This window comes from Janibacter sp. UYMM211, assembly GCF_040547045.1.
In the GTDB taxonomy this organism is placed as follows: Bacteria; Actinomycetota; Actinomycetes; order Actinomycetales; family Dermatophilaceae; genus Marihabitans; species Marihabitans melonis.
On record NZ_JBEPOY010000002.1, the window covers coordinates 143124 to 168075 of the forward strand.

The window sequence follows — 24952 nt, forward strand, 5'->3', positions numbered from 1 at the left end:
ATCCGAGGCCCGGGACCTCGGGCTCAGACGGGCTCGGGGTCAGGCGGGCTCGGGCGGGCGCACCGTGGCCAGCCAGGACAGCAGGGTGGCGGTCAGCTCGGCGGGCCGCTCCTCGTGCACGAAGTGCCCCGCGCCCGGCACGGTGACGAGCTGCAGCGGCCCGCGCACGAAGCGGGCGCTGTCGTTGGCGAGCGAGGGCAGGACCGCGGGGTCCTCCTGCCCGTGCACCGAGAGCACCGGCACGGTGATCGGCGCCTTGATGCGGTGCATGTAGCGCCAGCCGTTCGGCGTGACCCGTGAGCGCACCATCCACGAGTGGTACTCGTCGGCGGCGTGCTCGACGAAGGGCAGGGTCATCATCTCGGCGCATCGGGAGACGACCTCGTCGTCGAGCCAGTCCTGCTGCGGACCGGACCACTGGCGCAGGTGCTGCTCGACGGTCCGGGTGCCCGAGATCCACCGGTCGGGGGCGAAGGGGGAGCCGAGCGCCCGGGCGTAGATCGTCGCCTGGCGGTGACGACCGACCCGCCACGCGGCGGCCCGGAAGACCGCGGGGTGGGGCATGCCGAGCGAGGCCACGGCGGTGGTGACGCGGGGGTGCATGCCCGGCATCGACCAGGCCATGCTGCCGCCGAGACCGTGACCGACGACGACCGCCTCCGACGCCCCGAGAGAGCGGATGACGGCCGCGACGTCGTCGCACACGGTGAGCGGGTCGTACCCGCCGGGGGGCTTGTCGGATGCGCCGAAGCCGCGCAGGTCGAGCGCGGCGACGCGGTACCCGGCCTGCGCCAGCGCCGGGATCTGCGCGCGCCAGGCCCACCAGAACTGCGGGAAGCCGTGCAGGAGCAGCACGAGGGGCCCGCGCCCGGCGACGGCGAGGTGGAAGCGCGCGCCGTTGGCGGCGACGAAGCGGTGCTCCCAGGGACCCTCGACGAGAGCCGCCTGGGAGTCGGGCGTGCTCAGCGCCCCGGCTTGATCGCCTCGACGGTCTCCTGGGCGTTGCGGATCGCCTTCTTCGGCACCGGCTTGGCCTTGGTCACCGTCTTGTAGCCGACGAGGCCGAGGACCCCGGCGACGACGAAGAGCAGCGCGGTGGTGATGAGGTAGCCCGCCCACACCGGCAGCCAGATCGCGATGACCTGGGCGATGGTGTGGAAGAGGAAGATCAGGCCGAGCAGTCCGATGAAGGCCGCCGCGCCGAGGAGACCGGCACCCTTGCCGCCGATCTTCAGGCCGGCGGTCACCTCCGACTTCGCGAGCTGGATCTCGTTGCGCACGATGGCAGAGACATCGTGGCTGACGTCGGCGACGAGCTGGCCGACGGTGCGCTCGCCCTCACCGGGGGCGGGCTCGCCGACGAGTCGACGCGCCGAGCGGTCGATGGTCTCGTGGCGGTCGTGGTCCATGCGGTCGAGGGTGCCCAAGGCTCTCTCCTGGCGTGAGGTCGTGCGTGCGACGGACCGCGGTCCGTCCTGTCTTCGGCGCAACCCTACCCGCGAGCCCCCACCTCGTCGGGCCAGCCGATCCGGCCTTCTCCCGGCCACGACCCGCGCTCGATCATCACCTCGCGGAGCACGTCCGGGCGGTCGCTGATGAGCCCGTCGACACCCATGTCGAGCAGGTGGTGCATCTGCGCGGGGTCGTCGACGGTCCACACGACGACCCGCACGCCGAGGCGGGCGGCGCGGCGCACGAGCGCGGCGGAGTGGACGGGCACCCTGCCGAGGTGGAGCGGCACGTGGGCGAAGCGTCCCTGGACGAGCCGGGCGGGGACCGGGGCGCCCGCGCGGCTCGTCGAGATCAGCGTCGTCAGCGAGCGCCACCCGAGCGCCGTCTGCACGTGCGGCGCCTGCGAGCGCAGCAGCTCGAGCCAGCCGTCCCAGGCGCCGGCGACGCACACGCGCCGCCCGTAGTCCTCGCGCCGCAGCAGCCGCGCCATCGGCGCGATCGCCGCGCGGTCCTTGAGGTCGACGGTGAAGCACGCCTCGGGGAAGGCCTCGAGGGCCTCGGCCAGCGAGGGGATGTGGGCCAGGGTGCCGTCAGCGCCGCGGACGAGCACCGCGTCGAGCTCCGCGCGGGTGCGCTGGGCGAAGGGGCCGGAGCCGGTCGTCACGCGCTGCAGGCCCTCGTCGTGGAAGCACATGAGCTCGCCGTCGGCGGTGAGCCGCACGTCGGTCTCGAGGTAGCGCACGCCGAGCGCGACGGAGCGGCCGAAGGCGGCGAGGGTGTTCTCGGGGGCCAGCGCGGCGCCCCCGCGGTGCGCGATCGCCAGGGGGGCGTGCTGATCTCCGTACCGAGGGACCGGGCCGCTCATGGTGCCCATGCTCCCGGGCGCGAAGGGGGAGGCGCCACCCCTTCGCCCTCGGTCACCGAGGAGTTCACCCAGGGTTGGGCGCCTGCTCGCACGGACCACCCCGTCGTGGCGGTGGTTGACTGACGAGACCACCCATCCACGCCAGGAGAGCGCCATGAGCGAGCGTCCCGAGCAGCACGAGACCGCCTACTCCGAGCACGCCGACGGCACGGAGGCCCCGCAGCCGCCGCAGCCGGGTCCGGGCGAGGACCAGCCCACCCGGGCCGAGACCTCGTACTCCGAGCACGCCGACGACGAGAGCGCGCCGGAGGGGCCCGAGGCCCACCCGTCCTGACCCGCCCCCGAGCACCCGCGAGGTATGGCAGAAGGCCCCGATCCGTCACCGGATCGGGGCCTTCTGCCATACCTCGGCGAGGCTACTTCTTCAGGCCGTCCTGGATCTGGCCCATGACCGAGGAGTCGGCGAGGGTCGTCACGTCGCCGACCTCACGGTTCTCGGCGACGTCCTTGAGCAGGCGGCGCATGATCTTGCCCGAGCGGGTCTTGGGCAGCTCCGGCACGACGAGGACCTGGCGCGGCTTGGCGATCGGGCCGATCTCCTTGCCGACGTGGTTGCGCAGCTCCTGCACGAGGGCGTCGCCCTCCTCCTCCGCGCGCTGCGCGGCGTCGCCGCGCAGGATGACGAAGGCGACGGGAGCCTGGCCGGTCGTCTCGTCGTTGGCACCGACGACCGCCGCCTCGGCCACCGCGGGGTGGGAGACGAGCGCCGACTCGATCTCGGCCGTCGAGAGGCGGTGGCCCGAGACGTTCATGACGTCGTCGACGCGGCCGAGCAGCCAGATGTTGCCGTCCTCGTCGTACTTCGCGCCGTCGCCCGCGAAGTAGTACTTCGGGCCGAAGCGGCTCCAGTACGTCTCCTTGTAGCGCTCCTCGTCACCCCAGATGCCGCGCAGCATCGACGGCCACGGCTTGGTGAGCACGAGGTAGCCGACCTTCTCGGGCTCGGTGAAGGGCTTGCCCTCGTCGTCGAGGATCTCGGCGCTGATGCCGGGGATCGGGCGCTGCGCGGAGCCGGGCTCGAGCGAGGTGACGCCCGGCAGCGGGCTGATCATGATCGCGCCCGTCTCGGTCTGCCACCACGTGTCGACGATCGGGGCCGAGCCGCCGCCGATGTGCTCGCGGTACCAGCGCCAGGCCTCGGGGTTGATCGGCTCACCGACCGAGCCGAGGACGCGCAGCGAGGACAGGTCGTACCTCGCGGGGATGTCGTCGCCCCACTTCATGAAGGTGCGGATCGCCGTCGGCGCCGTGTAGAGGATCGAGACGCCGTACTTCTGCACGATCTCCCACCAGCGGCCCTGGTGCGGGGTGTCCGGGGTGCCCTCGTAGATGACCTGGGTCGCGCCGTTGGCGAGCGGGCCGTAGACGATGTAGCTGTGGCCGGTGACCCAGCCGATGTCCGCGGTGCACCAGTAGACGTCGGTCTCCGGGTGCAGGTCGTGGACGACGGAGTTCGTGTACGCCGCCTGGGTGAGGTAGCCACCGGTCGTGTGGAAGATGCCCTTCGGCTTCCCGGTCGTGCCCGAGGTGTAGAGGATGAAGAGCGGGTGCTCGGAGTCGAAGGCCTGCGCCTCGTGGGTGTCGGACTGGCGCTCGACGAGCTCGTGCCACCACACGTCGCGGCCCTCGGTCCACTCGACGTCGCCCTTCGTGCGCTGGACGACGAGGACCTTCTCGACCGGGCTCTCGTCGTCGCCGTGGTCGATCGCGGCGTCGACCGCGGCCTTGAGGGGAGCGGGCTTGCCGCGGCGGAACTGGCCGTCGGCGGTGATGACGACGCGGGCGTCGGCGTCGGCGATGCGGGTGTGCAGGGCCTCGGCGGAGAAGCCGCCGAAGACGACCGAGTGCGGGGCGCCGAGACGCGCGCAGGCGAGCATCGCGAAGACGGCCTCGGGGATCATCGGGAGGTAGATCGCGACCCGGTCACCGGTGCCGACGCCGAGCTCGACGAGCGCGTTGGCGGTCTTGGCCACCTCGCGCTGGAGGTCGGCGTAGGTGATGGTGCGGGTGTCTCCCCCTTCGCCCTCGAAGTGGATGGCCACCCGCTCGCCGTTGCCCGCGTCGACGTGCCGGTCGACGCAGTTGACGGAGGCGTTGAGCTCGCCGCCGACGAACCACTTCGCGAAGGGGGCGCCGCTCCAGTCCAGGGTCTGGTCGAAGTCCTTCGACCAGGTGATCCGCTCGCGGGCCTGCGCGGCCCAGAAGCCCTCGAAGTCGGCCTCGGCCTGATCGAACAGGTCCGCCTGCCCGTTGGCCTGCGCGGTGAGTTCTGCGCTCGGTGCGTAGCTGTCCGACACGTGTCCTCCTCGTTGAGTCCCGTGCCCGGTCGGCACGGCGTCAGTGTGCTGGCCTCACCCTGCCGCGCCTCTCGGCGAGCGCACAACACGGTCTCGGCCCCGGGCGACGGGCGGACCGCCCCGCGCGCCCAGCGGCCCTGACCGCCCCGCCGGGGTGGTCTCGAGGCTCGCTGGCGCTCGCACCTCGACCAGCGAAGGGGGGTCTCGAGGCTCGCTGGCGCTCGCACCTCGACCAGCGAAGGGGGGTCTCGAGGCTCGCTGGCGCTCGCACCTCGACCAGCGAAGGGGTGGTCTCGAGGCTCGCTGGCGCTCGCACCTCGACCAGCGAAGGGGTGGTCTCGAGGCTCGCTGGCGCTCGCACCTCGACCAGCGATGGGGGCGCTGGCGCTCGCACCTCGACCGACGAAGGGGTCGCTGCGCTCGCCCCTCGACCGGCGAGCGGGCCGGGGCTCGGGAGGCACATCTCGACGATGTGACCGGGGGGTTGTCACTGGCGTGGACTCGAGGTGACGCGGGTCACCCTGTGGTGCACCATGTCCCGCATGCCTGGACAGATAGCGCGACGCAGCCTCCTGCTTGCAGGACTCGCTGCGCCGCTCGCGGCGTGCGGGGTCACCCGTCGCGAGGAGGGCGGCCCCGAGCGGCTGCGGATGATGATCCCCAACAAGCCCGGAGGCGGGTACGACGAGACCGGTCGCCAGGCGGTCAAGGTGCTCCAAGATGCCGGGCTCACCGCCCGCTTCGAGGTCTTCAACGTCACCGGCGCCTCCGGCACCGTGGCGATGGCCCAGCTCATCAACAACGCCGAGGCCACCGACCTCATGATGACCATGGGTCTCGGGGTCGTCGGCGCCGTGCGGACCAACAAGTCCGACGCGACCGTCGGCCGCGCCACCCCCATCGCCCAGCTCATCGAGGACGCCGAGGCGATCTACGTGCCGGCGGACTCCCCCTTCGCCACCATCGACGACCTCGTCACGGCGTGGACGAAGGACCCGGGCGCGGTCAGCGTCGGCGGCGGCTCCTCGCCGGGCGGGCCGGACCACCTCTTCCCGATGCAGCTCGCGGCGGCGCTCGACATCCCCGCGCGCCAGGTGAGCTACACCCCCTACGACGGCGGCGGCGACATGCTCCCCGCACTCCTCGGCGGCAAGGTCGACATCGCCGCGTCCGGCGCGACGGAGTTCGACCAGGAGGTGAAGGAGGGCCAGCTGCGCGTCCTCGCCGTCTCCGGCGCGAAGGCGGTCGAGGGTCTCGACGCCCCGACGCTCAAGCAGAGCGACATCGACCTCGAGTTCACCAACTGGCGCGGCATCATCGGCCCGCCCGGGATGCCCGCAGACCGGCAGGCGGAGTTCATCGAGCTCCTCACGAAGATGCACGACGAGCCCGCGTGGGGCGAGGTCCTCGGTCTCTTCCAGTGGACCGACCGGTTCGTCACTGGCGACGACTTCGGCACCTTCCTGCAGGAGCAGGACACCCGCGTCGAGACGACCCTCAAGGAGCTGGGGCTGGTATGAGCACGAACGACCCGGCGGACGTCACCGCGACGTCCGAGCAGCCCGCGCGGACGGGGGAGCGTGACTTCGGCCAGTTCGTCGTCGTCGCGCTGCTCGTCGTCCTCGGCCTCTTCATGATCATCAGCACCTGGGACGTCGTCGCCGGCTTCGAAGGGGGAGACCCCCTCGGCCCGCGCTTCTTCGCCCTCTTCGTGGGGATCGGCCTGCTCGTGCTCGCGGCCCTCTACACGGTCTCGATCCTGCGGGGCGAGCGCGGCGAGGAGGAGGCCGGCGAGGACGTCGATCTCGAGGGCGGTGCGCACTGGCCGACGGTCGTCCAGCTCGTCGCCCTGGTCGCGCTCAACGTCCTGCTCATCGACTTCTTGGGCTGGGCCATCACCGGCGCCCTGCTCTTCGCCGGCGGCGCGTGGGTCATCGGGTCCCGCACACCGGTGCGTGACCTCGCCATCGGGGCCGTCCTGTCGGTCGGCTCCTGGTACGCCTTCTACGTCGGGCTCGGGGTGCCGCTTCCCCCCGGTGTGCTCGACGGGATCCTCTGACAGGACGTCGCATGGACACCCTCAACCTGCTCATGGACGGCTTCAGCACCGCACTGACGCCGCAGAACCTCATGTACGCCGCCATCGGCGTGCTCCTCGGCACCGCCGTCGGCGTGCTCCCGGGCATCGGCCCGGCCATGTCGATCGCGCTGCTCCTGCCGGTCACGTACTCCGTCGCCCCGGAGAGCGCGCTCATCATGTTCGCCGGCATCTACTACGGCGGCATGTACGGCGGCTCGACGACCTCGATCTTGCTCAACACCCCCGGTGAGTCGAGCTCGGTCATCACCGCGATCGAGGGCAACAAGATGGCCAAGGCCGGCCGCGCTGCCCAGGCCCTGGCGACCGCTGCGATCGGCTCCTTCCTCGCCGGCACGATCGGCACGCTGCTCATCGTCCTGTGCGCGCCCTTCATCGCCCGGGTCGCGGTCAACCTCGGCTCGCCGTCGTACTTCGCGCTCATGGTGCTCGCGATGGTCGCCGTGACCTCGGTGCTCGGCGCGAGCAAGCTGCGCGGGATGACCTCGCTCTTCCTCGGTCTGTCGATCGGGCTCGTCGGCGTCGACAAGCTCACCGGCCAGTCGCGGATGACCCTCGGGCTGCCCCTGCTGAGCGACGGCATCGACATCGTCGTCGTCGCCGTGGCGATCTTCGCCGTCGGCGAGATGCTCTGGGTCGCGGCCAACCTGCGCCGGGCGCCGGCGGAGATCATCCCCGTCGGACGCCCCTGGATGGCCCGCAGCGACTGGGCGCGCTCGTGGAAGCCGTGGCTGCGCGGCACCGCCTTCGGCTTCCCCTTCGGCGCGCTGCCCGCGGGCGGCGCCGAGGTGCCGACGCTGCTGTCGTACATCACCGAGCGCAAGCTCTCGAAGCACCCGGAGGAGTTCGGCAAGGGCGCCATCGAGGGCGTCGCCGGCCCCGAGGCCGCGAACAACGCGTCGGCGGCGGGCACCCTCGTCCCGATGCTCGCGATCGGCCTGCCGGTCAACGCCACCGCGGCGATCATGCTCGGCTCGCTCGAGAGCTACGGCATCGAGCCGGGGCCGGGGCTCTTCACCTCGAACCCCACCCTCATCTGGGGTCTCATCGCCTCGCTCTTCATCGCCAACACGATGCTGCTCGTGCTCAACCTGCCGCTCGCGCCGGTCTGGGCGAAGCTGCTGCGCACGCCGCGTCCCTACCTCTACGCGGGGATCCTCTTCTTCGCCTCGCTCGGCGCGTACGCGGTGAACCTCCAGGCCTTCGACCTCGCGCTGCTGCTCGTCTTCGGTCTGCTCGGGCTGCTCATGCGCCGCTTCGGGCTGCCCGTGCTGCCGCTCATCATCGGCGTCATCCTCGGCCCCCGCCTCGAGCTCGAGCTGCGCAAGTCGCTCCAGCTGAGCGGTGGCGACTGGGGGACGCTGGTCGGCGAGCCGGTCGCGGTCGTCGTCTACATCGCCGTCGCGCTGCTGCTCGTCATCCCCGTCGTGCTCAGCCGCCGCCGTCGTCCGACCACCGAGGCCTGAGGAGGCCCCATGCCCACCATCGTCGTCGCCTACACCCCCAACGAGCAGGGCGAGGCCGCCCTCGAGCGAGCCATCGAGGAGGCCGGGCTGCGCTCGGCCCGTCTCGTCGTCGTCAACGCGACGAAGGGGGAGGCCCTCGTCGACCCGCGCTACCTCTCTGACAGCGACGCCCCGCTGCTCGACGCCCGGCTCGCCGAGGCCGGGGTCGAGCACGAGATCGAGCGCGACCTCTCGGGCGACCCGGCCGACATCGTCGTCGACCGTGCTCGCGAGCTCGGGGCCGAGCTCGTCGTCATCGGCCTGCGCCGGCGTACCCCCGTCGGCAAGCTCGTCCTCGGCAGCGTCTCGCAGCGCATCCTGCTCGACGCGACCGTGCCGGTGCTGGCCGTCCACGTCTGAGCGTCCGGCTACCACGCAGTACTGGTCGTCATCACGACCAGTACTGCGTGGTAGCCGGCACGCCGCCGGGCCTGAAACCGTCGCAGGGACGACCTGCGGCGGGTCCGCGCGCGTCCGGGCGCGCACGCCGCCCGGCCTGGTCACCCTGACCAGCCGCAGCGGCTCCCCCTTCGCCCCACCCTGGTCAACCTGACCACCGATCTCGCGCACACTCGCGCAGATCGTCCAGGAGTGGGACGGTGCACCCCACCGATGAGGTCACGACGGCGTGACCGGCGAGGAGGACTGCGATGTTCGAGGACGGCCAGCTGTACTCGCCCGTGACGATGCACGACGACGGGAGCGTCGAGGTCCACCTCGCCGACTCGCACCCGGGCAAGGACGACCCCGAGTACCTGCGGCGCCGCGGCGAGATCGCCGCCGCTGCGCTCACCTGGGACCGGGCCGGCGGTGCGCCGCTGCCCACCATCGACTACACCGACGCCGAGCACGAGATCTGGCGCGTCGTGAGCGCCGAGCTCGCCGCGAAGCACGAGCGTCACGCGCACTCCGAGTACCTCTCGGCGAAGTCCGCCCTCGGCCTGCCGACCGACCACGTGCCCCAGCTGCACGAGGTGGGGGAGCGGCTCGAGCCGCTCACCGGCTGGTCCTACATCGCCGCTCCCGGTCTGGTGCCGCTGCGCGACTTCTACGGCGACCTCGGCCGGAGCACCTTCAGCTCGACGCAGTACCTGCGGCACGCGAGCCGCCCGCTCTACACGCCCGAGCCGGACATCATCCACGAGGTCATCGGTCACGGGAACCAGCTCGCCAGCCCCCGCTTCGCCGCGATCACCCAGGCCGCCGGCGCGGCGCTGACGCGCATGGAGAGCGAGACCGCGGCGAAGCTCGTCGCCGACGTCTTCTGGTTCTCCATGGAGTTCGGGGTCATGCACGAGGACGGCGACCTCAAGGCCTACGGCGCCGGGATCCTGTCGAGCTACGGCGAGATGGACGAGTACGCGCACATGGAGATCCGCGAGCTCGACCTCGCCGACATGGGCACGCTCAACTACGACATCACGGCCTACCAGCCGGTCCTCTTCGCCGCCCACGACCTCGGTCACCTCGAGGACGTCGTCGGTGCCTTCTTCGACAGCGCCGACGACGAGGCGTGCGAGCGGCTGCGCGCAGAAGCCCGGCGCCGAGGCCTGCTCGGAGAGGTCGCGCACGCCTAGGTTGGTGCCATGACGAGCGCCGAGGACCGCCCCGACCCGCAGCACGAGCGTCCGGAGGGCATCGACGACGCGACGGTCTCCGCGCTGGGCAAGATCTCCGAGGCGCTCGAGGCCGTCGAGGTGGCGCGCGGCCACCTCTACACCTTCCACCGGATGAGCGGCACGGCCGACCTCACCCTCGGCGAAGGGGTGGACGCGCTGCGCGAGGCCGGTCACGGCGAGCTCGCCGACCGGGTCGAGCGCGAGATGGTCGGGCGCAACGTGCTCCACGGGCGCTGGAGCTTCCAGATCGTCGAGGAGTACGACGACGGCTACTACGAGACCTTCCGCCGGGTCGAGCGCGAGCTGCGCGAGGAGCTCGTCGAGGGGCGGCGGCACCTCTTCGAGGCGGAGATGAAGGAGGACCGGCGCACCCACGGGAAGGCCGGTCACGAGGCCCGCCCCGTCGAGGGCGACGAGGGCGATCAGCCCGGCTGAGACCCGCCCGCTCGGCCGTCCTCGGCCAGCGCCCGCACCCCGGAGAGGACGATGCCCAGGCCGGTGGCGAAGTCGGCCGGGGCGTCGGCCGTCGCGATGCCGGCCCGGGCCGCCTGGGCTCGGGACTGCTCGTCGTAGGCGTGCCCGTAGACGAAGTGCAGCACCGTGCGCCCGGCCGTCGTCACGTGCTCGGCCGGCACGCCCGCGGACTCGAGCAGCGCGTCGACCTCTGCGACCGGGGAGCGCCCGCCCAAGCCGAAGGCCCACATGCTCATGACGACGTCGGCGCCGTCGGGGTAGGCGAGCACCGCGGCGCGGACGTCCTCGCAGCGCAGCCGCAGGACGTCGAGCGGACCGTCGTCGGCCCGCGGACGTCGACGGGGCCCGCGGGCGAGGATCTCGTCGGCGACGGCGCCGAGGAGGGCCTGCTTGCTCTCGACGTGGTGGTAGATCGCGCTCTGCTGCACCCCGAGCTCGGCGCCGAGGGCGCGCATCGTGAGGTCCGGCAGCCCGACCCGGGCCAGGAGGTCCAGCGCCGCGGCGACGACGTCGGCGCGGCGACGAACCGGGCGTCGGGTCGCTGCGGGCACGGGTCCCCCTTCGGCTGGGTCGCGGGTGGGTGCGCGCCGCGTTGACGCCGCGCTCCGGTGACTCTAGCCTGAACGCCGTTCACCCCCGACTGAACGCCGTTCAGCCAACCGACAGGCAGATGATGACCACCCTCTCGAAGTCGCCGGTGCAGGCGCGCTCCACCACCGTCGACCTGGCGCTCGTCGCCTCCTTCGCCGCGCTCGTCGCGGTCTGCTCGATCCTCCCGGCGATCAACGTCTCGACCTTCGCGCCGATCACCCTGCAGACCTTCGGGGTCCTGCTCGCCGGTGCCGTGCTCGGGGCCCGGCGCGGGGTCCTCGCCGTCCTCCTGTGGATGGCCGTCGGCGCGATCGGCATGCCGGTCTTCGCGGGCGGCAAGGCGGGGCTGGGGGTCTTCGCCGGGCCCACCGGCGGCTACCTCGTCGGCATGGTCCTCGCCGTCGCGATCTGCGGTGTGCTCGTCGAGCGCCTCGCCCGTCGCGGGCGAGCGACCCAGCCGGTCCTCGTCGCCGCCGCGGGGATCCCCGCCCTCGTCGTCCTCCACGTCCTCGGCATCGTCGGGCTGCACCTGCGCGCGGACCTCTCCTGGTCGGCCGCCGCCGCCGTCGACGTCGTCTTCGTGCCCGGCGACCTCGTCAAGCTCGTCGCGACGGCGCTCGTCGCGGCCGCCGTGCACCGCGCCTTCCCGGCGCTGCTGCGCCGCGGCGCCTGATGGCTCGCATCACCCTCGACGGGGTGAGCGTGCGGCGCACGACCGCCGACGGCGAGATCGTCGCGCTGCACGACACGAGCGTCGTGCTCGCCGAGCGCCGGGTCGCGCTCGTCGGGCCCAACGGCGCCGGCAAGTCGACGATGGCGCGGCTCGTCAACGGTCTCGTCCCCGCGAGCAGCGGCACCGTGCGCGTCGACGACCTCGACGTCGCCGAGCACGGCCGCGAGGTGAGACGCCGGGTGGCCTTCGCCTTCACCGACCCGCGGGCCCAGCTCGTCATGCCGACGGCGGGGGAGGACGTCGCCCTGTCGCTGCGCCGCTCGCACCGCGACAAGCACGCCCGGGCCGAGGCGGCGCGCGAGGCGCTGCGCGGCTTCGGCCTCGAGGACCTGCACGACCGCAGCGTCCACGCGCTCTCCGGGGGCCAGGCCCAGCTGCTCGCCCTGGCCAGCGTCCTGGCCACCCGGCCCGACGTGCTCGTGGCCGACGAGCCGACGACCCTGCTCGACCTCGGCAACGCCCGGCACGTCGCCGAGGTGCTCCTCGGACTGCCGCAGCAGCTGCTGCTCGTCACCCACGACCTCGAGCTCGCCGCCCGGTGCGACCGCGCCCTGCTGATCCGCGACGGGCGGGTCGCCGCCGACGGCGAGGCGGCCGAGGTCGTCGAGCACTACCGGAGCACCGCGTGAGCTCGCTGCTCCTCGGGGCGCACCGCCCGGGCCGGACCGTGCTCCACCGGACCCCGGCGGGCGCGAAGCTGCTCGCCCTCGTCGTCATCAGCCTCGTCCTCGCGGTCGTGCGCAGCTGGCAGCTCGCGGTGGTCACGCTCGTGGTCGCGCTGGCTCTCGCCGTGCTCGCGCGCACCCCGCTGCGCGAGCTCGGGCGCAGCCTGCGGGGCCTCGTCCTCGTCGCCGTGCTCCTCGGTGGCTGGCTCGTCGTGCAGTCCGGGTGGCCCCGCGCGGTCGAGACCGTCGGCGACCTGCTCGCCCTCGTCGTCCTCGCCGGCGTCCTCACGACGACCACCCCCGTCGACGCGATGCTCGACACCCTCGTCCGGGTGCTGCGCCCCCTCCGCCCGCTCGGCGTCGACGCGGAGCGGGTCGCCCTGGCCTGCTCGCTCGTGCTCCGGGCGGTGCCCGCGACCGTCGACCTGGCCCACGAGACCCGTGACGCCGCCCTCGCCCGCGGTCTCGAGCGCGACCTGCGCGCCCGGCTGACCCCCTTCGTCGTCCGGGTCGTCGCCGACGCGCACGCGACCGGCGAAGCCCTCCACGCGCGCGGCATCGGCGACGACTGACCCGCCGGGGCTGCCCCGGGCACGACGAAGGGGGAGGCCGTGGCCTCCCCCTTCGCCCGTCCGATCAGGGACGATCAGTGCTCGATCGCCTCGGCCACGCCGTGACCGGTGAGGCTGCGCACCTCCATCTCGGCGTACTTCGCGCGGTTGAACTCGCGGCTCGTCACCGTGCCCAGCCAGCCGAGGAAGAAGCCCAGCGGGATGGAGACGAGGCCCGGGTTGTCGAGCGGGAAGAGGTGGAAGTCGACGCCCTGGAGCATCGACGGGCTCTTGCCCGTCAGCGGGTCGACCGGCTTGCCGGAGACGACCGGGCTGAAGACGATCAGGCCGATCGCGGAGATGAGACCGCCGTACATCGACCACAGCGCGCCACGGGTGTTGAAGCGGCGCCAGAAGAGGCTGTAGAGGATGGTCGGGAGGTTCGCGCTCGCGGCGACGGCGAAGGCCAGCGCCACGAGGAAGGCGACGTTCTGGTCCTTGGCGAGCATGCCGCCGAGGATCGCGATGACACCGCCGCCGAGGGCCGCGTACCGCGCCACCTTGACCTCCTGCTCGGAGGTCGCCGTGCCGTTCTTGAAGACCTGGTTGTACAGGTCGTGGGCGAAGGTCGCGCTCGTCGTGATCGTCAGACCGGCGACCACCGCGAGGATCGTCGCGAAGGCGATGCCCGAGACGATGCCGAGCAGGACCGATCCGCCGAGGGCGTTGGCGAGCAGCGGTGCCGCCGCGTTGGCCTTGCCCGGGGCGTTGGCGATCTCCTCCGGGCCGACGAGGGCGCCGGCGCCGTAGCCGATGACGAGCGTCAGCAGGTAGAAGCCACCGATGAGCCAGATCGCCCACTCCACCGACTTGCGGGCCTGGCGGCTCGTCGGGACGGTGTAGAAGCGCTGCAGGACGTGCGGCAGACCCGCGGTGCCGAGCACGAGGGCGAGCGAGAGCGAGATGAAGTCGATCTTCGTCGTCGTGTTGATCCCGTACTTCAGCCCCGGGGTGAGGAGCTTCTCGCCGGCCGCGGGGTTGCGGTCCACGGCCTGCTGCATGAGCGAGGAGAGGTTGAAGCCGAACTTGCCGAGCACCCACACGGTCATGATCGCCGTCGCGGTGATGAGCAGGACGGCCTTGATGATCTGCACCCAGGTGGTGCCCTTCATGCCGCCGATCATCACGTAGGCGATCATCACGACGCCGACGACGGCGATGACGATGTTCTGCGCGGCCGCGCCGTCGACACCGAGGAGGAGCGACACCAGGCCGCCGGCGCCGGCCATCTGCGCGAGGAGGTAGAAGAAGGAGACCGCGAGCACCGAGGTGGCGGCGGCGACCCGGATGGGGCGCTGGCGCAGGCGGTAGGACAGGACGTCGGCCATGGTGAAGCGGCCGGTGTTGCGCATGAGCTCGGCGACGAGCAGGAGCGCGACGAGCCAGGCGACGAGGAAGCCGATGGAATATAGGAAGCCGTCGTAGCCCTGCAGCGCGATGGCGCCGGCGATGCCGAGGAAGGACGCCGCCGAGAGGTAGTCACCGGCGATGGCGATGCCGTTCTGGCGACCCGAGAAGGACGCGCCGCCGGTGTACATCTGACCGGCGGTCTTCTTGCCGCCCGCGACCTTGATGACGATGGTCAGCGTCACGAGGACGAAGACGGCGAAGATCGAGATGTTGAGGGTCGGGTTGCCGACCGAGGTGGCGGCGACGGGGGTCAGTGCGATCACGGTGCTCACCTGCGGTCCTTGTCGTCGAGGCGCTCGGCCTCGAGCGCGCGCTCGACGTCACCCGGGGCCCAGTCGCCCGAGCCCTCGAAGTCGCGGCTCGCGCCCTGCTCCATCATCGCGCCGACGGCGTCGGCCTTCGGGTCGAAGGTGCGGTTGGCCCAGCGGGCGTACGCGAAGGTGATCGCGAAGGTCGTGACGAACTGGAGCAGCCCGAAGATCAGGCCGATCGTCACGTTGCCGGCGACCTTCGTGCCCATGAAGCCCGGGGCGAAGATCGACAGGAGCACGTAGGCGAAGTACCACGTGATGAAGAACGCGGTGACGGGGAAGACGAAGCCTCGGAAGCTGCGCCGCAGGTCGGCGAACTCCTTCGACTCCTGGACGGCGATGTAGCGCTCGCCGAGATCATGAGCCTCGTTGCTCATGGGGGATCACCTCCGGGTGTGGGTGACGCGCGCACATCGGCGTGCGCGGCTGGGCTCACCCTGACGGCGAGGGGAGGTCCGTGTCTCCTGCTGCGGCGCGTGGCGCGCCCGGTGGGCGCCGCCGCACGCCGTACGGCTGGTGGGTCGGCGACGAGCGGTCGGTCCGACGCGCTCAGCGGTCGGGGAGCACGGCCTCGGGGGTGTGCAGCCGGGCCATGACCGACGCGGTCGCGGCCGGCACCGAGCGTGGTGTGGCCAGCGAGACGCCGATCATGACGACGACCGCCAGCGGCGCCGACCACGCCGCGGGCGCCTCGAGCAGGGGGGCGGACCAGCCGCTCGTGCCGCCGCCGAGGATGTTCAGGCTCGCCGCGCCGATCGAGCAGGTGCCGCCGACGAGGATGCCGGCCGCCGCGCCGGGCGGGGTGAGCCGGCGCCACCACACGCCGAGGATGACGAGCGGCGCGAAGGTCGAGGCGGCGATGGCGAAGGCGTGGCCGACGGCGAGCGAGATGCCGACCGGGTCGACGAGCTGGCTGATGACGAGCGGCACGAGGACGCCGACGACCGCGGCGACGCGGAAGGTCTGGACGGGGTGCGCGTCGCCGGCGGTGCGCCGCAGCACGACGCGGCGCAGGACGTCCTGGTCGAGGGCGCCGGCGACGGACAGGGCGAGCCCCGATGCGGTGGAGAGGAAGGCGGCGAAGGCCCCGCCGGCGAGCATCGCGGTGAGCACGTCGGCGCTCAGCCCGGGGACGACGGCCTGCGGCAGGCCGAGGACGACCTCGTCCGCGCGCACCCCGCCGGCCGGCAGGTACACGCGGCCGAGCACGCCGTAGACCGGGGGGAAGACGTAGAAGAGACCGAGCAGAGCGAGCACGGCCACGGTCGTGCGGCGGGCGGCCCGGCCGTCGGGGTTGGTGTAGAAGCGCACGACGATGTGGGGCAGACCCATCGTGCCCAGGCACAGGGCGAGCAGGGTGCTGTACGTCGTGTAGAGCCGGTGGTCCTCGCGCGGGCCGCTGAGCGGCTCCCACCAGTGGTCGTCCGCCACGGGGGAGGGGGCGCCGTCGCGCAGCCAGACGAAGACGAGGACGAAGGCGGGCACGGCGATCGCCGAGAGCTTGATCCAGTACTGGAAGGCCTGGACGAGGGTGATCGAGCGCATGCCGCCGCCGACGACGCCCGCGGTGATGACGGCGGCGACGACGACCCCGCCGACCCACGTCGGCAGCCCGCTCACGTGCTGCAGCGCGAGCCCGGCCCCCTGCATCTGCGGCAGGAGGTAGAGCCAGCCGATGCCGACGACGAGACCGGCGCTCAGCAGGCGCACGGGCTGGGAGCGCAGCCGGACCTCGGCGAAGTCGGGCAGCGTGTAGGCGCCCGACCGGCGAAGGGGGGCCGCGACGAGGACGAGGAGGACGAGGTAGCCGATGGTGTAGCCGACCGGGAGCCACAGCATGTCGGCGCCCTGGGTGTAGACGAGACCGGCGACCCCCAGGTAGCTCGCGGCCGAGAGGTACTCGCCGCCGATGGCGCTCGCGTTGCGCCACGGGCTCACCGCCCGCCCCGCGACGTAGAAGTCGCTCGTGCCGCGGGCCAGGCGCATGCCGAGGACGCCCAGCGTCAGCGTCGCGACGCACACGAGGACGATGGCGCCGACGCTGGGCAGGCTCGCCCCCGTCGCCACCTCGGTCAGGCGCACCGCGCCACCCCGCCGCCCCCGCTCACCGGTCGGCGACGACGTCGGCGAACTGCGCCTCGATCCGCTCGGCGGCCCGCGTGTACTGGCGCGCCGAGAGCACCGCGGCGGGGTAGACGAGCAGGCCGAGGACGAGCCACGGCAGCGGCAGCCCGGCGACCTGGGCGCCGCGCACCGCGGGGACGAGGGCGAAGAGAGCCGGCAGCAGGCCGAGGACGAGCGCGAGGCTGGCGACGACGGTGAGGGCCAGGCGCAGCTGCGCGCGCACGAGGGAGTCGAGGTAGGCCGCGCCGAGCGGGCTCTGCTGCCCGATCTCCTCGTGGAGGGAGGGCCGGCGCGGCCGGGTGTCACCCGTGCGGGTCCGGGTGACCCGGACCCGCTGGGGAGGGTGGGTCACGGCCGCTCGCCGAGCCGCAGCAGGGTCGAGCGCAGGGCACGGGTGTGACGTCGCGAGACCTGCAGCTCGACGTCGCCGTCGACGACGACGGTGCACCGGCCCTGGTCCATGCGCACCTGGGTCACGTGGCGGGTCGAGACGATCGTGCTGCGGTGGATGCGCACGAAGCCGGCCTCGGACCAGCGCTCCTCGAGCGAGGCGAGGGGCACGCGCACGAGATGCGACCCGGTCGCCGTGTGCAGCCGCGCGTAGTCGCCGTGGGCCTGGACGTAGCGGATGTCGGCCCGGGAGACGAAGCGGGTGACCCCGCCGAGCTCGACGGGGATCGTCTCGTCGTCGTCCTCGCCCGTGCGGTCGGCCCGCTCGATGCTCACGAGGCAGCGGCGCACGGCCTCGCCGATCCGCTCCTGGCGCACCGGCTTCATGACGTAGTCGACGGCGTCGAGGTCGAAGGCGTCCACCGCGTGCGCGTCGTGGGCGGTGACGAAGACGACGGCGGGCGGGTCGGCGAAGCGCTTGATGACCCGCGCGAGCTGCATGCCGTCGAGCCCGGGCATGGAGATGTCGCTGAAGACGACGTCGATGCTCTCGTGCTCGAGAGCCGCCAGCGCGGCGGTGCCGCTGGGGGCTGCGAGCACACGGGACACCCGTGGGTCCTGGTCGAGGACCCACGCGAGCTCGCCGCGAGCAGGCGCCTCGTCGTCGACGACGAGGACGACGAGGCCGTCGCCAGGTGCTTCGCTCCCTCCGGCCATGGGTGTCACCCTAGGACGAGCCGGTGACGGCCGGGGAGAACTTCGGCACCCGGAAGGACACGCGCATGCCGGCACCGGGGGCCGTCTCGACGACGAGCCCGTAGCCCTCGCCGTAGACCTGGCGCAGGCGGGCGTCGACGTTGCCCAGGCCCACGGAGTCGCTGCGGCTCTGCCCGTCGAGGATCTTGCGGATGGCCGAGGGGTCCGCCCCGACCCCGTCGTCCTCGACGCTGATCTCGGCCTCGGAGCCGAGGTCGGCGACCGACAGGGTCACCGTGCCGGGCCCGTCCTTGGCGGCCAGGCCGTGCCGCACGGCGTTCTCGACGAGCGGCTGGATCGCGAGGTAGGGCAGCTGCACCGGGAGCACCTCGGGGGCGACGCGAAGGGTGATCCCGAGGCGCTCGCCGAAGCGTGCCTGCTCGAGGACGAGATAGCGCTCGACGTTGCGCAGCTCCTCCTGCAGGGTCGTGTACGCGCCGCCGCGACGCAGCGCGTAGCGGGTGAAGTCGGCGAACTCGAGGAGCAGCTCGCGCGCCCGGGCGGGGTCGGTGCGCACGAAGGAGGCGATGGCGGCCAGGGAGTTGTAGATGAAGTGGGGGCTGATCTGGGCCCGCAGCGCACGCAGCTCGGCCTCCATCGCGCGTGTGCGCTCGAAGGAGAGCTCGGCGAGCTCGACCTGCGTCGCGACCCACCCGGCGAGCTCCTCGACCGCGCGGGTCAGCCCCGCGGAGGTGCGGGGCGCGTACACCGCGAGGGCTCCGACGACCCCGGTGTCGAGCTGGATGGGGGCGATGACCGCCGCCCGGACCTGGCACTCCGTCGAGGTGCACGTCACCTCGTCGGGCCCGAGGACGACGGTGCGGCCGGACAGGGCCGCCGCGGCCTGGTCGACGACGGCGGGCAGGTGGTGACGTCCTTCGCCCTCCCAGACGATGACGGAGGTCCGGTCGCAGATCACCAGGGCCGGGGTGGCCATGAGCGCGCGGAGGAAGGGCGCGGCCCGGGTGCAGCCGTCGTCGGTGAGCCCGTCGGCGAGATGACGGGCGGCCAACGAGGCGGTGTGGAGCGTCTCGTAGGTGGCCTGGTCACCGACGGAGATGAAGCCGCGGGGCTTCGAGCGCGCGCGGTACAGCGTGACGAGCGCGACGAGCGCGGCGGCCGCCGCGGCCACCACGAGCGCCGTCGGCAGGTCGAGCCCCGTCATGGGCGGACAGCCTACGGGCGAGCCCGCCGTAGGGTGTGCGTCGTGCCCGAGATCGTCTCTGCCCTGCATCGTCTCGCCGAGCTCGAGGACGTCGCGGCGGCCAGCGAGCGCGCCCGCGAGGCGTGCACCGCGCTGCGCTGGCACGAGGGCCTGCGCCGCCGCACCCCGGAGGCCGCCGCCGAGTCGCGGGTGCGCGGTGCCTGGGCGAGCGCCGAGCTCGACGGGGCGCGCTCCAGCGCCACGATCGTGCGCGACCTCATGCGCGGTGCCCGGGAGCGCTCCCCGCACCCCGACCCCGCCGAGCGCGTCATCCACGGCGCCATGGCCGCGACCGCGGAGACCGAGCACCTCGGCTCGCTCGCCCTCTCCGCGCCCGGTCAGGTGCTGGCCCGTCTGCACACCGTCGCCGCCGCCGAGCTCGTGACGGACCGCGAGCAGCTCGGCCGGCCGCGGCGCGCCGACGAGGGCTGCGACGAGCTCGTCGACCTCGGCCCCGCCCCCCAGGGGGAGGAGCTAAGGGTGCGCCTGGCGGGCGTCGTCGACCTCATGAGCAGCGCCGACCAGGCGCCCGCGCTCGTCGTCGCCGCGGTGGTCCATGCCGAGATCGCGACGATCCGCCCCTTCGTCGTCGGCAACGCCCTCGTCGCCCGCGCCGTCGAGCGGGTGCTCGTGCGGGCCACCGGGCTCGACCCGACGGGGGTCGCCGTGCCCGAGGCCGGTCACGGCTCGCAGGGCGGGCCGGCCTACCTGGGATCGCTCACCGGCTACGCCCAGGGCGGCAGCGACGGGGTGCGCCTGTGGCTGCGCCACTGCGGCGACTCGATGGTCGAGGCCGCCCAGGAGGGGGCCCGGGTCGCGGACTCCGTGCGCGCGGGTCGCCTTGTGTGACAGCGGCTTTACCAAAGCCTTACAAACGGATTGTGCCCCTCTCTGATGCGGATCCTTCTGCGAATGTAGAGTCGATGACGTCGCTCCCTCCTCGGAGGTCGTAGCGGCGAGCGCACCAGAGCTCCCTCCCCCCGGGGTCTGGCGCGTGAGGTGGCCCCGGTCGATCCCCCCCGACCGGGGCCACCGCTACGTCTGCCCCCTGCCGACGTGCCGCGTCTTCGACCGGCTCGTCCACAGGGGCGACGGCGCCGCGTCCGCCGTCCACAGGCTCGGCGGCGGGCGCGCGGGGCCTGCGGCGGCCGGGGGAGCGTGTCGGGCATGCATCCCGTCCTGCTGCTCATCGGCGCCTCGGGCGGTCTGGGCGCCTCGACGCTCGCGGCGGTCCTCGCCCAGCAGCTCGACGGCACGCTCGTCGACGGGCTGCTCGACGGGTCCGGCGCCGACACGACCCTCGTGCTCGAGGACGAGCCCGGGCTGCGCTGGCCCGACCTCGCCGGTCTCGACGGCGACGTCGACCCCGCCCGGCTCGTGCGTCACCTGCCCGGCTCCAGACCACCCGTGCTCTCGGCGGCCGGCCCGGGCCGGGTGGGGCCGGACGCGGTGCGGTGCGCGCTCGCCGCCCTGCGCCAGGCGGCCCCCGTCGTCGTCGACCTGCCCGCGGCCGTCCACCGGGCCGAGCCATGGCTCGACGTCGCCGACGTCGCCGTGGTGCTCTGCGGCCTGCGCCCGCGACAGGTGCGCGACGCGGCGGCCGTCGTCGGGTCCTTGCGCGAGCACGGCCTCGACGCCCATCTCGTCACCCGGGGCTCGCGCCGCGCAGAGCCGGCGGGGCAGGAGGTCGCAGGGCACCTGCAGGCGCCCTGGCTCGACCACCTCGAGGACCACCCGGGCGTGCCGCGCGACGAGGGTGCCGGCTGCCCCCCGCGGGCCCGCGGTCCGCTCGGACGGGTCGCCCGCGAGATCGGCGAGGTCGTGCCCGGGGCGGACGGGAGCGGAGAGCTGCGATGGCTGCGCCGGGCGGGCTGAGCGGGTCGGGCGCGCCCGACGAGCTCATCCGGCGTGGGGCGACGCCGAGCGTCCCGACGATCGGGCAGGTCGCGCGCGCGGAGTCGGTGCGCCTGGGCGACCGGGGCGTGCGGCGTCGCGAGCACGAGCTGCGCTCGGCCCTCGTGGGTCTCGGCCCGCTCGAGCCCGTGGTCGCCGATCCCTCGGTGACCGACGTCCTCGTCAACGGCGACGGGCAGGTCTGGGTCGACCGCGGCGAAGGGGTGGAGCGCGCCCCGGTGGTCGTCGGCGACCCGGTCGACGTGCGGCGCCTGGCGACCCGTCTCGCCGGGCTGGCCGGCCGACGTCTCGACGACGCCCAGCCGTGGGTCGACGGCCTGCTGCCCGACGGGTCTCGTCTGCACGCCGTGCTCCCGCCGCTCGTCGTCGGGGGAGCCCACGTCAGCCTGCGCATCCCGCGCCACCGCCACCGCGACCTCGACGACCTCGTCGGCACCGGCATGCTCGACGACGAGACCGCCGAGCGGCTGCGCCAGGCCGTGGCGCAGCGTCGCTCGGTCGTCGTCAGCGGGGGCACCGGCACCGGCAAGACCACCTTGCTCGCCGCGATGCTCGCCTGCGTGCCCGCCGACGAGCGGATCCTGCTCGTCGAGGACGTCGCGGAGATGAGCGTCGATCACCCGCACACGGTCCGGCTGCAGTCGCGCAGCGCCAACACCGAGGGCGTGGGGCGGGTCAGTCTCGACGAGCTCGTGCGCCAGGCGCTGCGGATGCGGCCCGACCGGCTCGTCGTCGGCGAGGTGCGTGGCCCCGAGGTGCGCGAGCTCCTCATGGCGCTCAACACGGGCCACGAGGGCGGCTGCGGGACCGTCCACGCGAACGCCGCGGCCGACGTGCCCGCCCGCCTCGAGGCGCTCGGGACCCTCGCCGGCATGGCACCCGAGGTGACGCGCGCCCAGGTCGCCCTCGCCGTCGACCTCGTCGTCCACCTGCGCCGGGGCCCGCGGGGACGCCGGGTCGAGGAGGTGGTCGCCATGGGCGACCTCGTCGGCCGATGACCCCGGCCGTCGTCGTCCTGCTCGTCCTCGCGGCGCTGACCTGGCCGGGCCGGGCGACGCCGGGCGGGCGGACGTGGTCGGCGGCGGGCCTGCGGCGGGTGCGCCGACGCGACGAGCTCGGCCTCGAGGAGGCCGCAGCGCTCGCCGAGCTCCTCGCGATGGGCCTGCGCAGCGGGGGAGCGCCCGCCCGGGTCGTCGAGGTCGTCGCCCCGGACGTCCCGGACGCCGCTCGGGTCCTGCTCGACGAGCTGGGCCGTGAGCTGGCCGCGGGCCGGACCGGCGAGCAGACGTGGGCGAGGTGGGCCGGTGAGCACCCGGCGCTGGCACCGTGCGCCTCGGCCTGGCGGCTGAGCCAGCGGTGCGGCGTGCCGCTCGCCCCTGCGCTGGAGCAGGCGGCGTGCTCGGCACGAGCGGCCCTGTCGGCCCGGCGACGGCTCGACGCCGCGAGCGCCGGTGCCCGGGCGACGATGGGGCTGCTCACCCTGCTGCCCGTCGTCGGCCTGCTGGCGGGGCTGGCCCTGGGTGTCTCGCCGGCGGCGCTGCTCGGCTCGCCCGCGGCCCTCGTCAGCCTCGCGACAGGCGTGGTGCTCACCGTGCTGGGCTGGGCCACGAGCCGGGCCGTCCTGCGCCGGGCGACGAGACCGAGATCGACGTGACACCCGCGCTCGTAGCCCTCGTGCTCGCCGCGGCCCTCGTGTGGCCGCCCCGGGCGCGCGCCGTGCCCGGCACCCTTCGCCCGGCCGACGAGGCCCCGGCACCTCTGCTCTCCCAGGTCGCCGACGCGACCGACCTCCTCGCGCTCTCGCTCGTCGCCGGTCGTGGCATCACCGAGGCGCTCGACGCCGTCGCCGACGTCAGCGACCCGGCCGTGGCGCTCGACCTCAGACGGGTGGGAGCCGCGCTGCGGTGGGGGCGGGAGATGCGCGCCGCGTGGTCCTACGCGAGCCCGGGCTGGGCCCCGGTCGCCACGGCGCTCGTCGTCTCCTCGGAGTGCGGCGCCCCCGCGAGCGAGGTGCTCGCGGGGGCAGCCGCGCGGATCCGCGAGGCCGAGGCCCTCCGGCTCGAGGCCGCAGCTGCGCGCGCCGGCGTGCTGCTCGTCGTGCCGCTCGGTCTGCTCTTCCTGCCCGCCTTCGTCGCCATGGCCGTCGTGCCGATGCTCGTCGTCCTGCTCGGGCAGAGCCTGCGCTGAGCCGGCGCCCACCCCTCGCCTCGCGGGTCCTCCGCGGGTCCCGCGCGGGTCGAGGTATCCGGGCGAGCCAGGGCACGCGCGATCACCTCGACCGGGTGCCGGCATCGGCGCGAGCCGTCCACACCCCGTGCTCTTCGCGGGCTCCGGTCCACAGGAGCACGACGGGGGGCGGCGTCGCCGCGGCTCACCGACTTCGCTGGAGGTGCCGCGGCGCACCAGGTGCCGCGCGACCCGATGGAGGAGACATGAGAGCGACACTGACCCGCGCCGTGCGGCGCGGACGGCTGGCCTGCGAGGCCGGCATGACCACCGCGGAGTACGCGGTGGGGACCCTGGCGGCGGTGACCTTCGCCCTCGTCCTGCTCGCCGTGGTGAAGTCCGGCGCGGTGAAGTCCGGGCTCGCCGGTGTCATCACCGAGGCGCTGGGCCTGCGCTGAGCGGTGGCGGGGCGCCGCCGGGACGGTCACCGCGGAGATCGCGGTCGCCGTCCCGGCCGTCGTCCTCGTCCTCTCGCTCGCGCTGTCCGGCATCGCCCTCGGCGCCGACTCGGTGCGCTGCCAGGATGCAGCCCGCGTCGGCGCGCGCGAGCTCGCCCGCGGCGAGAGCGAGCAGCGGGCCGTCTCCGACGCCCGGCGGGCGCTGCCACGGGGGTCGAGCGTGACCGCCAGCCGGTCGGGCGACCGGGTCGTCGTCGCCGTGAGCGTCCCGCCGCCGTCCGCCCTGCGCGGCATCGGGGTGGGCTCCGGGCCGCGGTGCACGTCGACGGCGCGGGTCGAGGAGGTCACCTGATGCAGGCGCGCCGCGGTGCGGGGGAGCGGGGCTCGGGGAGCGTCCTCGTCCTCGGCGTGGTCGCCGCGGTGCTCGTCGTGCTCACCGCGACCCTCGTCCTCGCCGGCGCGCTCGCGGCGGCCCACCGCGCACGCGGGGCGGCCGACCTCAGCGCGCTCGCGGCCGCGGGCGAGGCGGTCGACGGGGCGTCGTCGGCGACGGCCTGCGGGGTGGCCGCAGACCTCGCGCGCGTCAACGGCGCGACGCTGCGGTCGTGCGTGGTGGGGTCCGACGGCGTGGTGGACGTCGAGGTCGTCGTCGCCGTCCCTCTCCACGTCTCGGGGGTCACGCCCCGCGCGATGCCGGGACGGGCCCGTGCCGGTCCGGCGCCGGGGCAGCGGTGACGACGTCGTGCGCCCGGGCTCAGGCGCGGGGCGGGAGCCCGCCGTCGGGGCGGCCGCGGCGGGCGTCCTCCTCGGCGACCGCGGCACGCTCGCGCGCCGTCTCGGTCGCCAGGTGCTGGTCGTGCAGCTCGCGCTCGTGCTGACGGTCGAGCTCCTCGCGCTCGCGCACCCGGGCGGCCTCGTCCTCGGCGCGACGCTGCTGGGCCTCGCGCTCGAGGTCCTTGCGCTCGCGCCGCAGCCGCGCCTTGCGGGCGAGGGCCGAGCGCATGAGGACCAGACCGAGCCAGGCGAGGAACATCACGGCCATGCCGGCGACGACGAGCGCGAGCGGGTTGAGCGAGACGGTGACGGTGTCGAGCAGCGAGATGTCGACCTTCTGGCCGGCGACGTCGGGCGAGCCCGTGCCCATGACGAGGACGACACCGACGAGGATCGCGACGACGAGGATGATCAGACCCAGGACGACCATGACGAGAGCTCCGTTCGGGGGAGGCGTCGGCCTCCCGGGACCGGG

29 protein-coding genes and 1 pseudogene are annotated in these 24952 nt (G+C 73.8%); 18 read left to right on the plus strand and 12 right to left on the minus strand.

Features of this window, described 5'->3' with window-relative positions; genetic code table 11:
* Nucleotides 1-39 precede the first annotated feature (39 nt).
* The 3 genes from ABIB53_RS05780 to ABIB53_RS05790 all read right to left on the minus strand — a co-directional run bounded on the left by ABIB53_RS05780 (nucleotide 40) and on the right by ABIB53_RS05790 (nucleotide 2317).
* Nucleotides 40-855, minus strand: coding sequence for an alpha/beta fold hydrolase (locus tag ABIB53_RS05780; protein WP_354587477.1), 816 nt, complete (start codon nucleotides 853-855; stop codon nucleotides 40-42).
* 107 nt (nucleotides 856-962) lie between these two features.
* On the minus strand, nucleotides 963-1409 hold the full coding sequence (locus ABIB53_RS05785) for a phage holin family protein (RefSeq protein WP_083968659.1): 447 nt from the start codon (nucleotides 1407-1409) through the stop codon (nucleotides 963-965).
* An 83-nt stretch (nucleotides 1410-1492) separates the two neighbouring features.
* Nucleotides 1493-2317: a glycerophosphodiester phosphodiesterase family protein gene (locus tag ABIB53_RS05790; protein ID WP_354587478.1), complete on the minus strand. Its 825-nt coding sequence runs from the start codon at nucleotides 2315-2317 to the stop codon at nucleotides 1493-1495.
* 154 nt (nucleotides 2318-2471) lie between these two features.
* Between ABIB53_RS05790 and ABIB53_RS05795 the strand changes: the two genes are divergently transcribed.
* Entirely contained in the window at nucleotides 2472-2651 is a 180-nt protein-coding gene (locus ABIB53_RS05795; RefSeq protein ID WP_354587479.1) for a hypothetical protein, read from the plus strand.
* Nucleotides 2652-2733: 82 nt separating this feature from the next.
* On the opposite strand, the gene acs is transcribed toward ABIB53_RS05795, so the two are convergent.
* Nucleotides 2734-4674, minus strand: a complete 1941-nt coding sequence (gene acs / locus ABIB53_RS05800) for an acetate--CoA ligase (RefSeq protein ID WP_354587480.1) — start codon at nucleotides 4672-4674, stop codon at nucleotides 2734-2736.
* 542 nt (nucleotides 4675-5216) lie between these two features.
* On the opposite strand from acs, the gene ABIB53_RS05805 reads away from it, so the two are divergent.
* From ABIB53_RS05805 to ABIB53_RS05830, 6 genes are all read left to right on the plus strand, one after another.
* Nucleotides 5217-6194, plus strand: a complete 978-nt coding sequence (locus ABIB53_RS05805) for a Bug family tripartite tricarboxylate transporter substrate binding protein (protein ID WP_354587481.1) — start codon at nucleotides 5217-5219, stop codon at nucleotides 6192-6194.
* Nucleotides 6191-6733, plus strand: a complete 543-nt coding sequence (locus tag ABIB53_RS05810) for a tripartite tricarboxylate transporter TctB family protein (protein ID WP_354587482.1) — start codon at nucleotides 6191-6193, stop codon at nucleotides 6731-6733. The genes ABIB53_RS05805 and ABIB53_RS05810 overlap by 4 nt, the downstream gene beginning before the upstream one ends.
* A gap of 11 nt (nucleotides 6734-6744) precedes the next feature.
* Nucleotides 6745-8238: a tripartite tricarboxylate transporter permease gene (locus ABIB53_RS05815; RefSeq protein ID WP_354587483.1), complete on the plus strand. Its 1494-nt coding sequence runs from the start codon at nucleotides 6745-6747 to the stop codon at nucleotides 8236-8238.
* 9 nt (nucleotides 8239-8247) lie between these two features.
* On the plus strand, nucleotides 8248-8637 hold the full coding sequence (locus ABIB53_RS05820; protein WP_068272911.1) for a universal stress protein: 390 nt from the start codon (nucleotides 8248-8250) through the stop codon (nucleotides 8635-8637).
* Nucleotides 8638-8927: 290 nt separating this feature from the next.
* Nucleotides 8928-9854: a phenylalanine 4-monooxygenase gene (locus tag ABIB53_RS05825; protein WP_201465429.1), complete on the plus strand. Its 927-nt coding sequence runs from the start codon at nucleotides 8928-8930 to the stop codon at nucleotides 9852-9854.
* A gap of 9 nt (nucleotides 9855-9863) precedes the next feature.
* Nucleotides 9864-10331 (plus strand): hypothetical protein, encoded by a 468-nt coding sequence (locus ABIB53_RS05830; protein WP_354587484.1) that lies wholly within the window; start codon nucleotides 9864-9866, stop codon nucleotides 10329-10331.
* On the opposite strand, the gene ABIB53_RS05835 is transcribed toward ABIB53_RS05830, so the two are convergent.
* Nucleotides 10319-10921 carry a TetR/AcrR family transcriptional regulator C-terminal domain-containing protein gene (locus ABIB53_RS05835; RefSeq protein ID WP_354587485.1) on the minus strand — a complete coding sequence of 201 codons (603 nt, stop codon included), beginning with the start codon at nucleotides 10919-10921 and terminating at the stop codon, nucleotides 10319-10321. The genes ABIB53_RS05830 and ABIB53_RS05835 overlap by 13 nt on opposite strands.
* A 119-nt stretch (nucleotides 10922-11040) precedes the next feature.
* On the opposite strand from ABIB53_RS05835, the gene ABIB53_RS05840 reads away from it, so the two are divergent.
* The 3 genes from ABIB53_RS05840 to ABIB53_RS05850 are packed head-to-tail and all read left to right on the plus strand — an operon-like array spanning nucleotide 11041 to nucleotide 12931.
* On the plus strand, nucleotides 11041-11634 hold the full coding sequence (locus ABIB53_RS05840; RefSeq protein ID WP_354587487.1) for a biotin transporter BioY: 594 nt from the start codon (nucleotides 11041-11043) through the stop codon (nucleotides 11632-11634).
* Nucleotides 11634-12323 (plus strand): energy-coupling factor ABC transporter ATP-binding protein, encoded by a 690-nt coding sequence (locus tag ABIB53_RS05845; protein ID WP_354587489.1) that lies wholly within the window; start codon nucleotides 11634-11636, stop codon nucleotides 12321-12323. The genes ABIB53_RS05840 and ABIB53_RS05845 overlap by 1 nt, the downstream gene beginning before the upstream one ends.
* The gene (locus ABIB53_RS05850; protein ID WP_354587490.1) at nucleotides 12320-12931 is read left to right on the plus strand and encodes an energy-coupling factor transporter transmembrane component T family protein; all 612 of its coding nucleotides are present in this window, start codon (nucleotides 12320-12322) and stop codon (nucleotides 12929-12931) included. Before ABIB53_RS05845 ends, ABIB53_RS05850 begins: the two co-directional genes overlap by 4 nt.
* Before the next feature lie 74 nt (nucleotides 12932-13005).
* On the opposite strand, the gene ABIB53_RS05855 is transcribed toward ABIB53_RS05850, so the two are convergent.
* The 6 genes and pseudogenes from ABIB53_RS05855 to ABIB53_RS05880 form a co-directional block, all read right to left on the minus strand.
* Nucleotides 13006-14643 carry a monocarboxylic acid transporter gene (locus ABIB53_RS05855; protein WP_354587934.1) on the minus strand — a complete coding sequence of 546 codons (1638 nt, stop codon included), beginning with the start codon at nucleotides 14641-14643 and terminating at the stop codon, nucleotides 13006-13008.
* Nucleotides 14644-14738: 95 nt separating this feature from the next.
* Nucleotides 14739-15068, minus strand: a pseudogene (locus tag ABIB53_RS05860) (DUF485 domain-containing protein); the annotation flags it as partial.
* A 172-nt stretch (nucleotides 15069-15240) separates the two neighbouring features.
* Complete coding sequence (locus ABIB53_RS05865) at nucleotides 15241-16773, minus strand: sodium/solute symporter (protein WP_354587491.1); 1533 nt, start codon at nucleotides 16771-16773, stop codon at nucleotides 15241-15243.
* Between the two features lie 22 nt (nucleotides 16774-16795).
* Nucleotides 16796-17167: a hypothetical protein gene (locus ABIB53_RS05870; RefSeq protein ID WP_068272935.1), complete on the minus strand. Its 372-nt coding sequence runs from the start codon at nucleotides 17165-17167 to the stop codon at nucleotides 16796-16798.
* Nucleotides 17164-17922: a LytR/AlgR family response regulator transcription factor gene (locus ABIB53_RS05875; protein ID WP_123091345.1), complete on the minus strand. Its 759-nt coding sequence runs from the start codon at nucleotides 17920-17922 to the stop codon at nucleotides 17164-17166. The genes ABIB53_RS05870 and ABIB53_RS05875 overlap by 4 nt, the downstream gene beginning before the upstream one ends.
* Nucleotides 17923-17932: 10 nt before the next feature.
* Nucleotides 17933-19126 (minus strand): sensor histidine kinase, encoded by a 1194-nt coding sequence (locus ABIB53_RS05880; protein ID WP_354587492.1) that lies wholly within the window; start codon nucleotides 19124-19126, stop codon nucleotides 17933-17935.
* 42 nt (nucleotides 19127-19168) lie between these two features.
* On the opposite strand from ABIB53_RS05880, the gene ABIB53_RS05885 reads away from it, so the two are divergent.
* The 8 genes from ABIB53_RS05885 (at nucleotide 19169) to ABIB53_RS05920 (ending at nucleotide 24438) form a co-directional block, all read left to right on the plus strand.
* A complete protein-coding gene (locus ABIB53_RS05885; protein ID WP_354587494.1) occupies nucleotides 19169-20014 on the plus strand; it encodes a Fic family protein in 846 nt (281 codons plus the stop codon).
* A gap of 318 nt (nucleotides 20015-20332) precedes the next feature.
* Nucleotides 20333-21040, plus strand: a complete 708-nt coding sequence (locus ABIB53_RS05890) for a CpaE-like family protein (protein ID WP_354587495.1) — start codon at nucleotides 20333-20335, stop codon at nucleotides 21038-21040.
* Nucleotides 21019-22077, plus strand: coding sequence for a TadA family conjugal transfer-associated ATPase (locus ABIB53_RS05895; RefSeq protein ID WP_354587496.1), 1059 nt, complete (start codon nucleotides 21019-21021; stop codon nucleotides 22075-22077). The genes ABIB53_RS05890 and ABIB53_RS05895 overlap by 22 nt, the downstream gene beginning before the upstream one ends.
* Nucleotides 22074-22733 (plus strand): type II secretion system F family protein, encoded by a 660-nt coding sequence (locus tag ABIB53_RS05900; RefSeq protein WP_354587497.1) that lies wholly within the window; start codon nucleotides 22074-22076, stop codon nucleotides 22731-22733. Before ABIB53_RS05895 ends, ABIB53_RS05900 begins: the two co-directional genes overlap by 4 nt.
* Nucleotides 22730-23266 (plus strand): type II secretion system F family protein, encoded by a 537-nt coding sequence (locus ABIB53_RS05905; protein WP_354587498.1) that lies wholly within the window; start codon nucleotides 22730-22732, stop codon nucleotides 23264-23266. Before ABIB53_RS05900 ends, ABIB53_RS05905 begins: the two co-directional genes overlap by 4 nt.
* 245 nt (nucleotides 23267-23511) lie before the next feature.
* Nucleotides 23512-23703, plus strand: a complete 192-nt coding sequence (locus tag ABIB53_RS05910) for a DUF4244 domain-containing protein (RefSeq protein ID WP_068272951.1) — start codon at nucleotides 23512-23514, stop codon at nucleotides 23701-23703.
* A complete protein-coding gene (locus tag ABIB53_RS05915; RefSeq protein ID WP_354587499.1) occupies nucleotides 23672-24055 on the plus strand; it encodes a TadE family type IV pilus minor pilin in 384 nt (127 codons plus the stop codon). The genes ABIB53_RS05910 and ABIB53_RS05915 overlap by 32 nt, the downstream gene beginning before the upstream one ends.
* A complete protein-coding gene (locus ABIB53_RS05920; RefSeq protein WP_354587500.1) occupies nucleotides 24055-24438 on the plus strand; it encodes an Rv3654c family TadE-like protein in 384 nt (127 codons plus the stop codon). The genes ABIB53_RS05915 and ABIB53_RS05920 overlap by 1 nt, the downstream gene beginning before the upstream one ends.
* Nucleotides 24439-24457: 19 nt before the next feature.
* Here the strand turns inward: ABIB53_RS05920 and ABIB53_RS05925 are convergent, their stop codons facing one another.
* A complete protein-coding gene (locus ABIB53_RS05925; protein ID WP_191563073.1) occupies nucleotides 24458-24907 on the minus strand; it encodes a hypothetical protein in 450 nt (149 codons plus the stop codon).
* Between the last annotated feature and the right edge of the window lie 45 nt (nucleotides 24908-24952).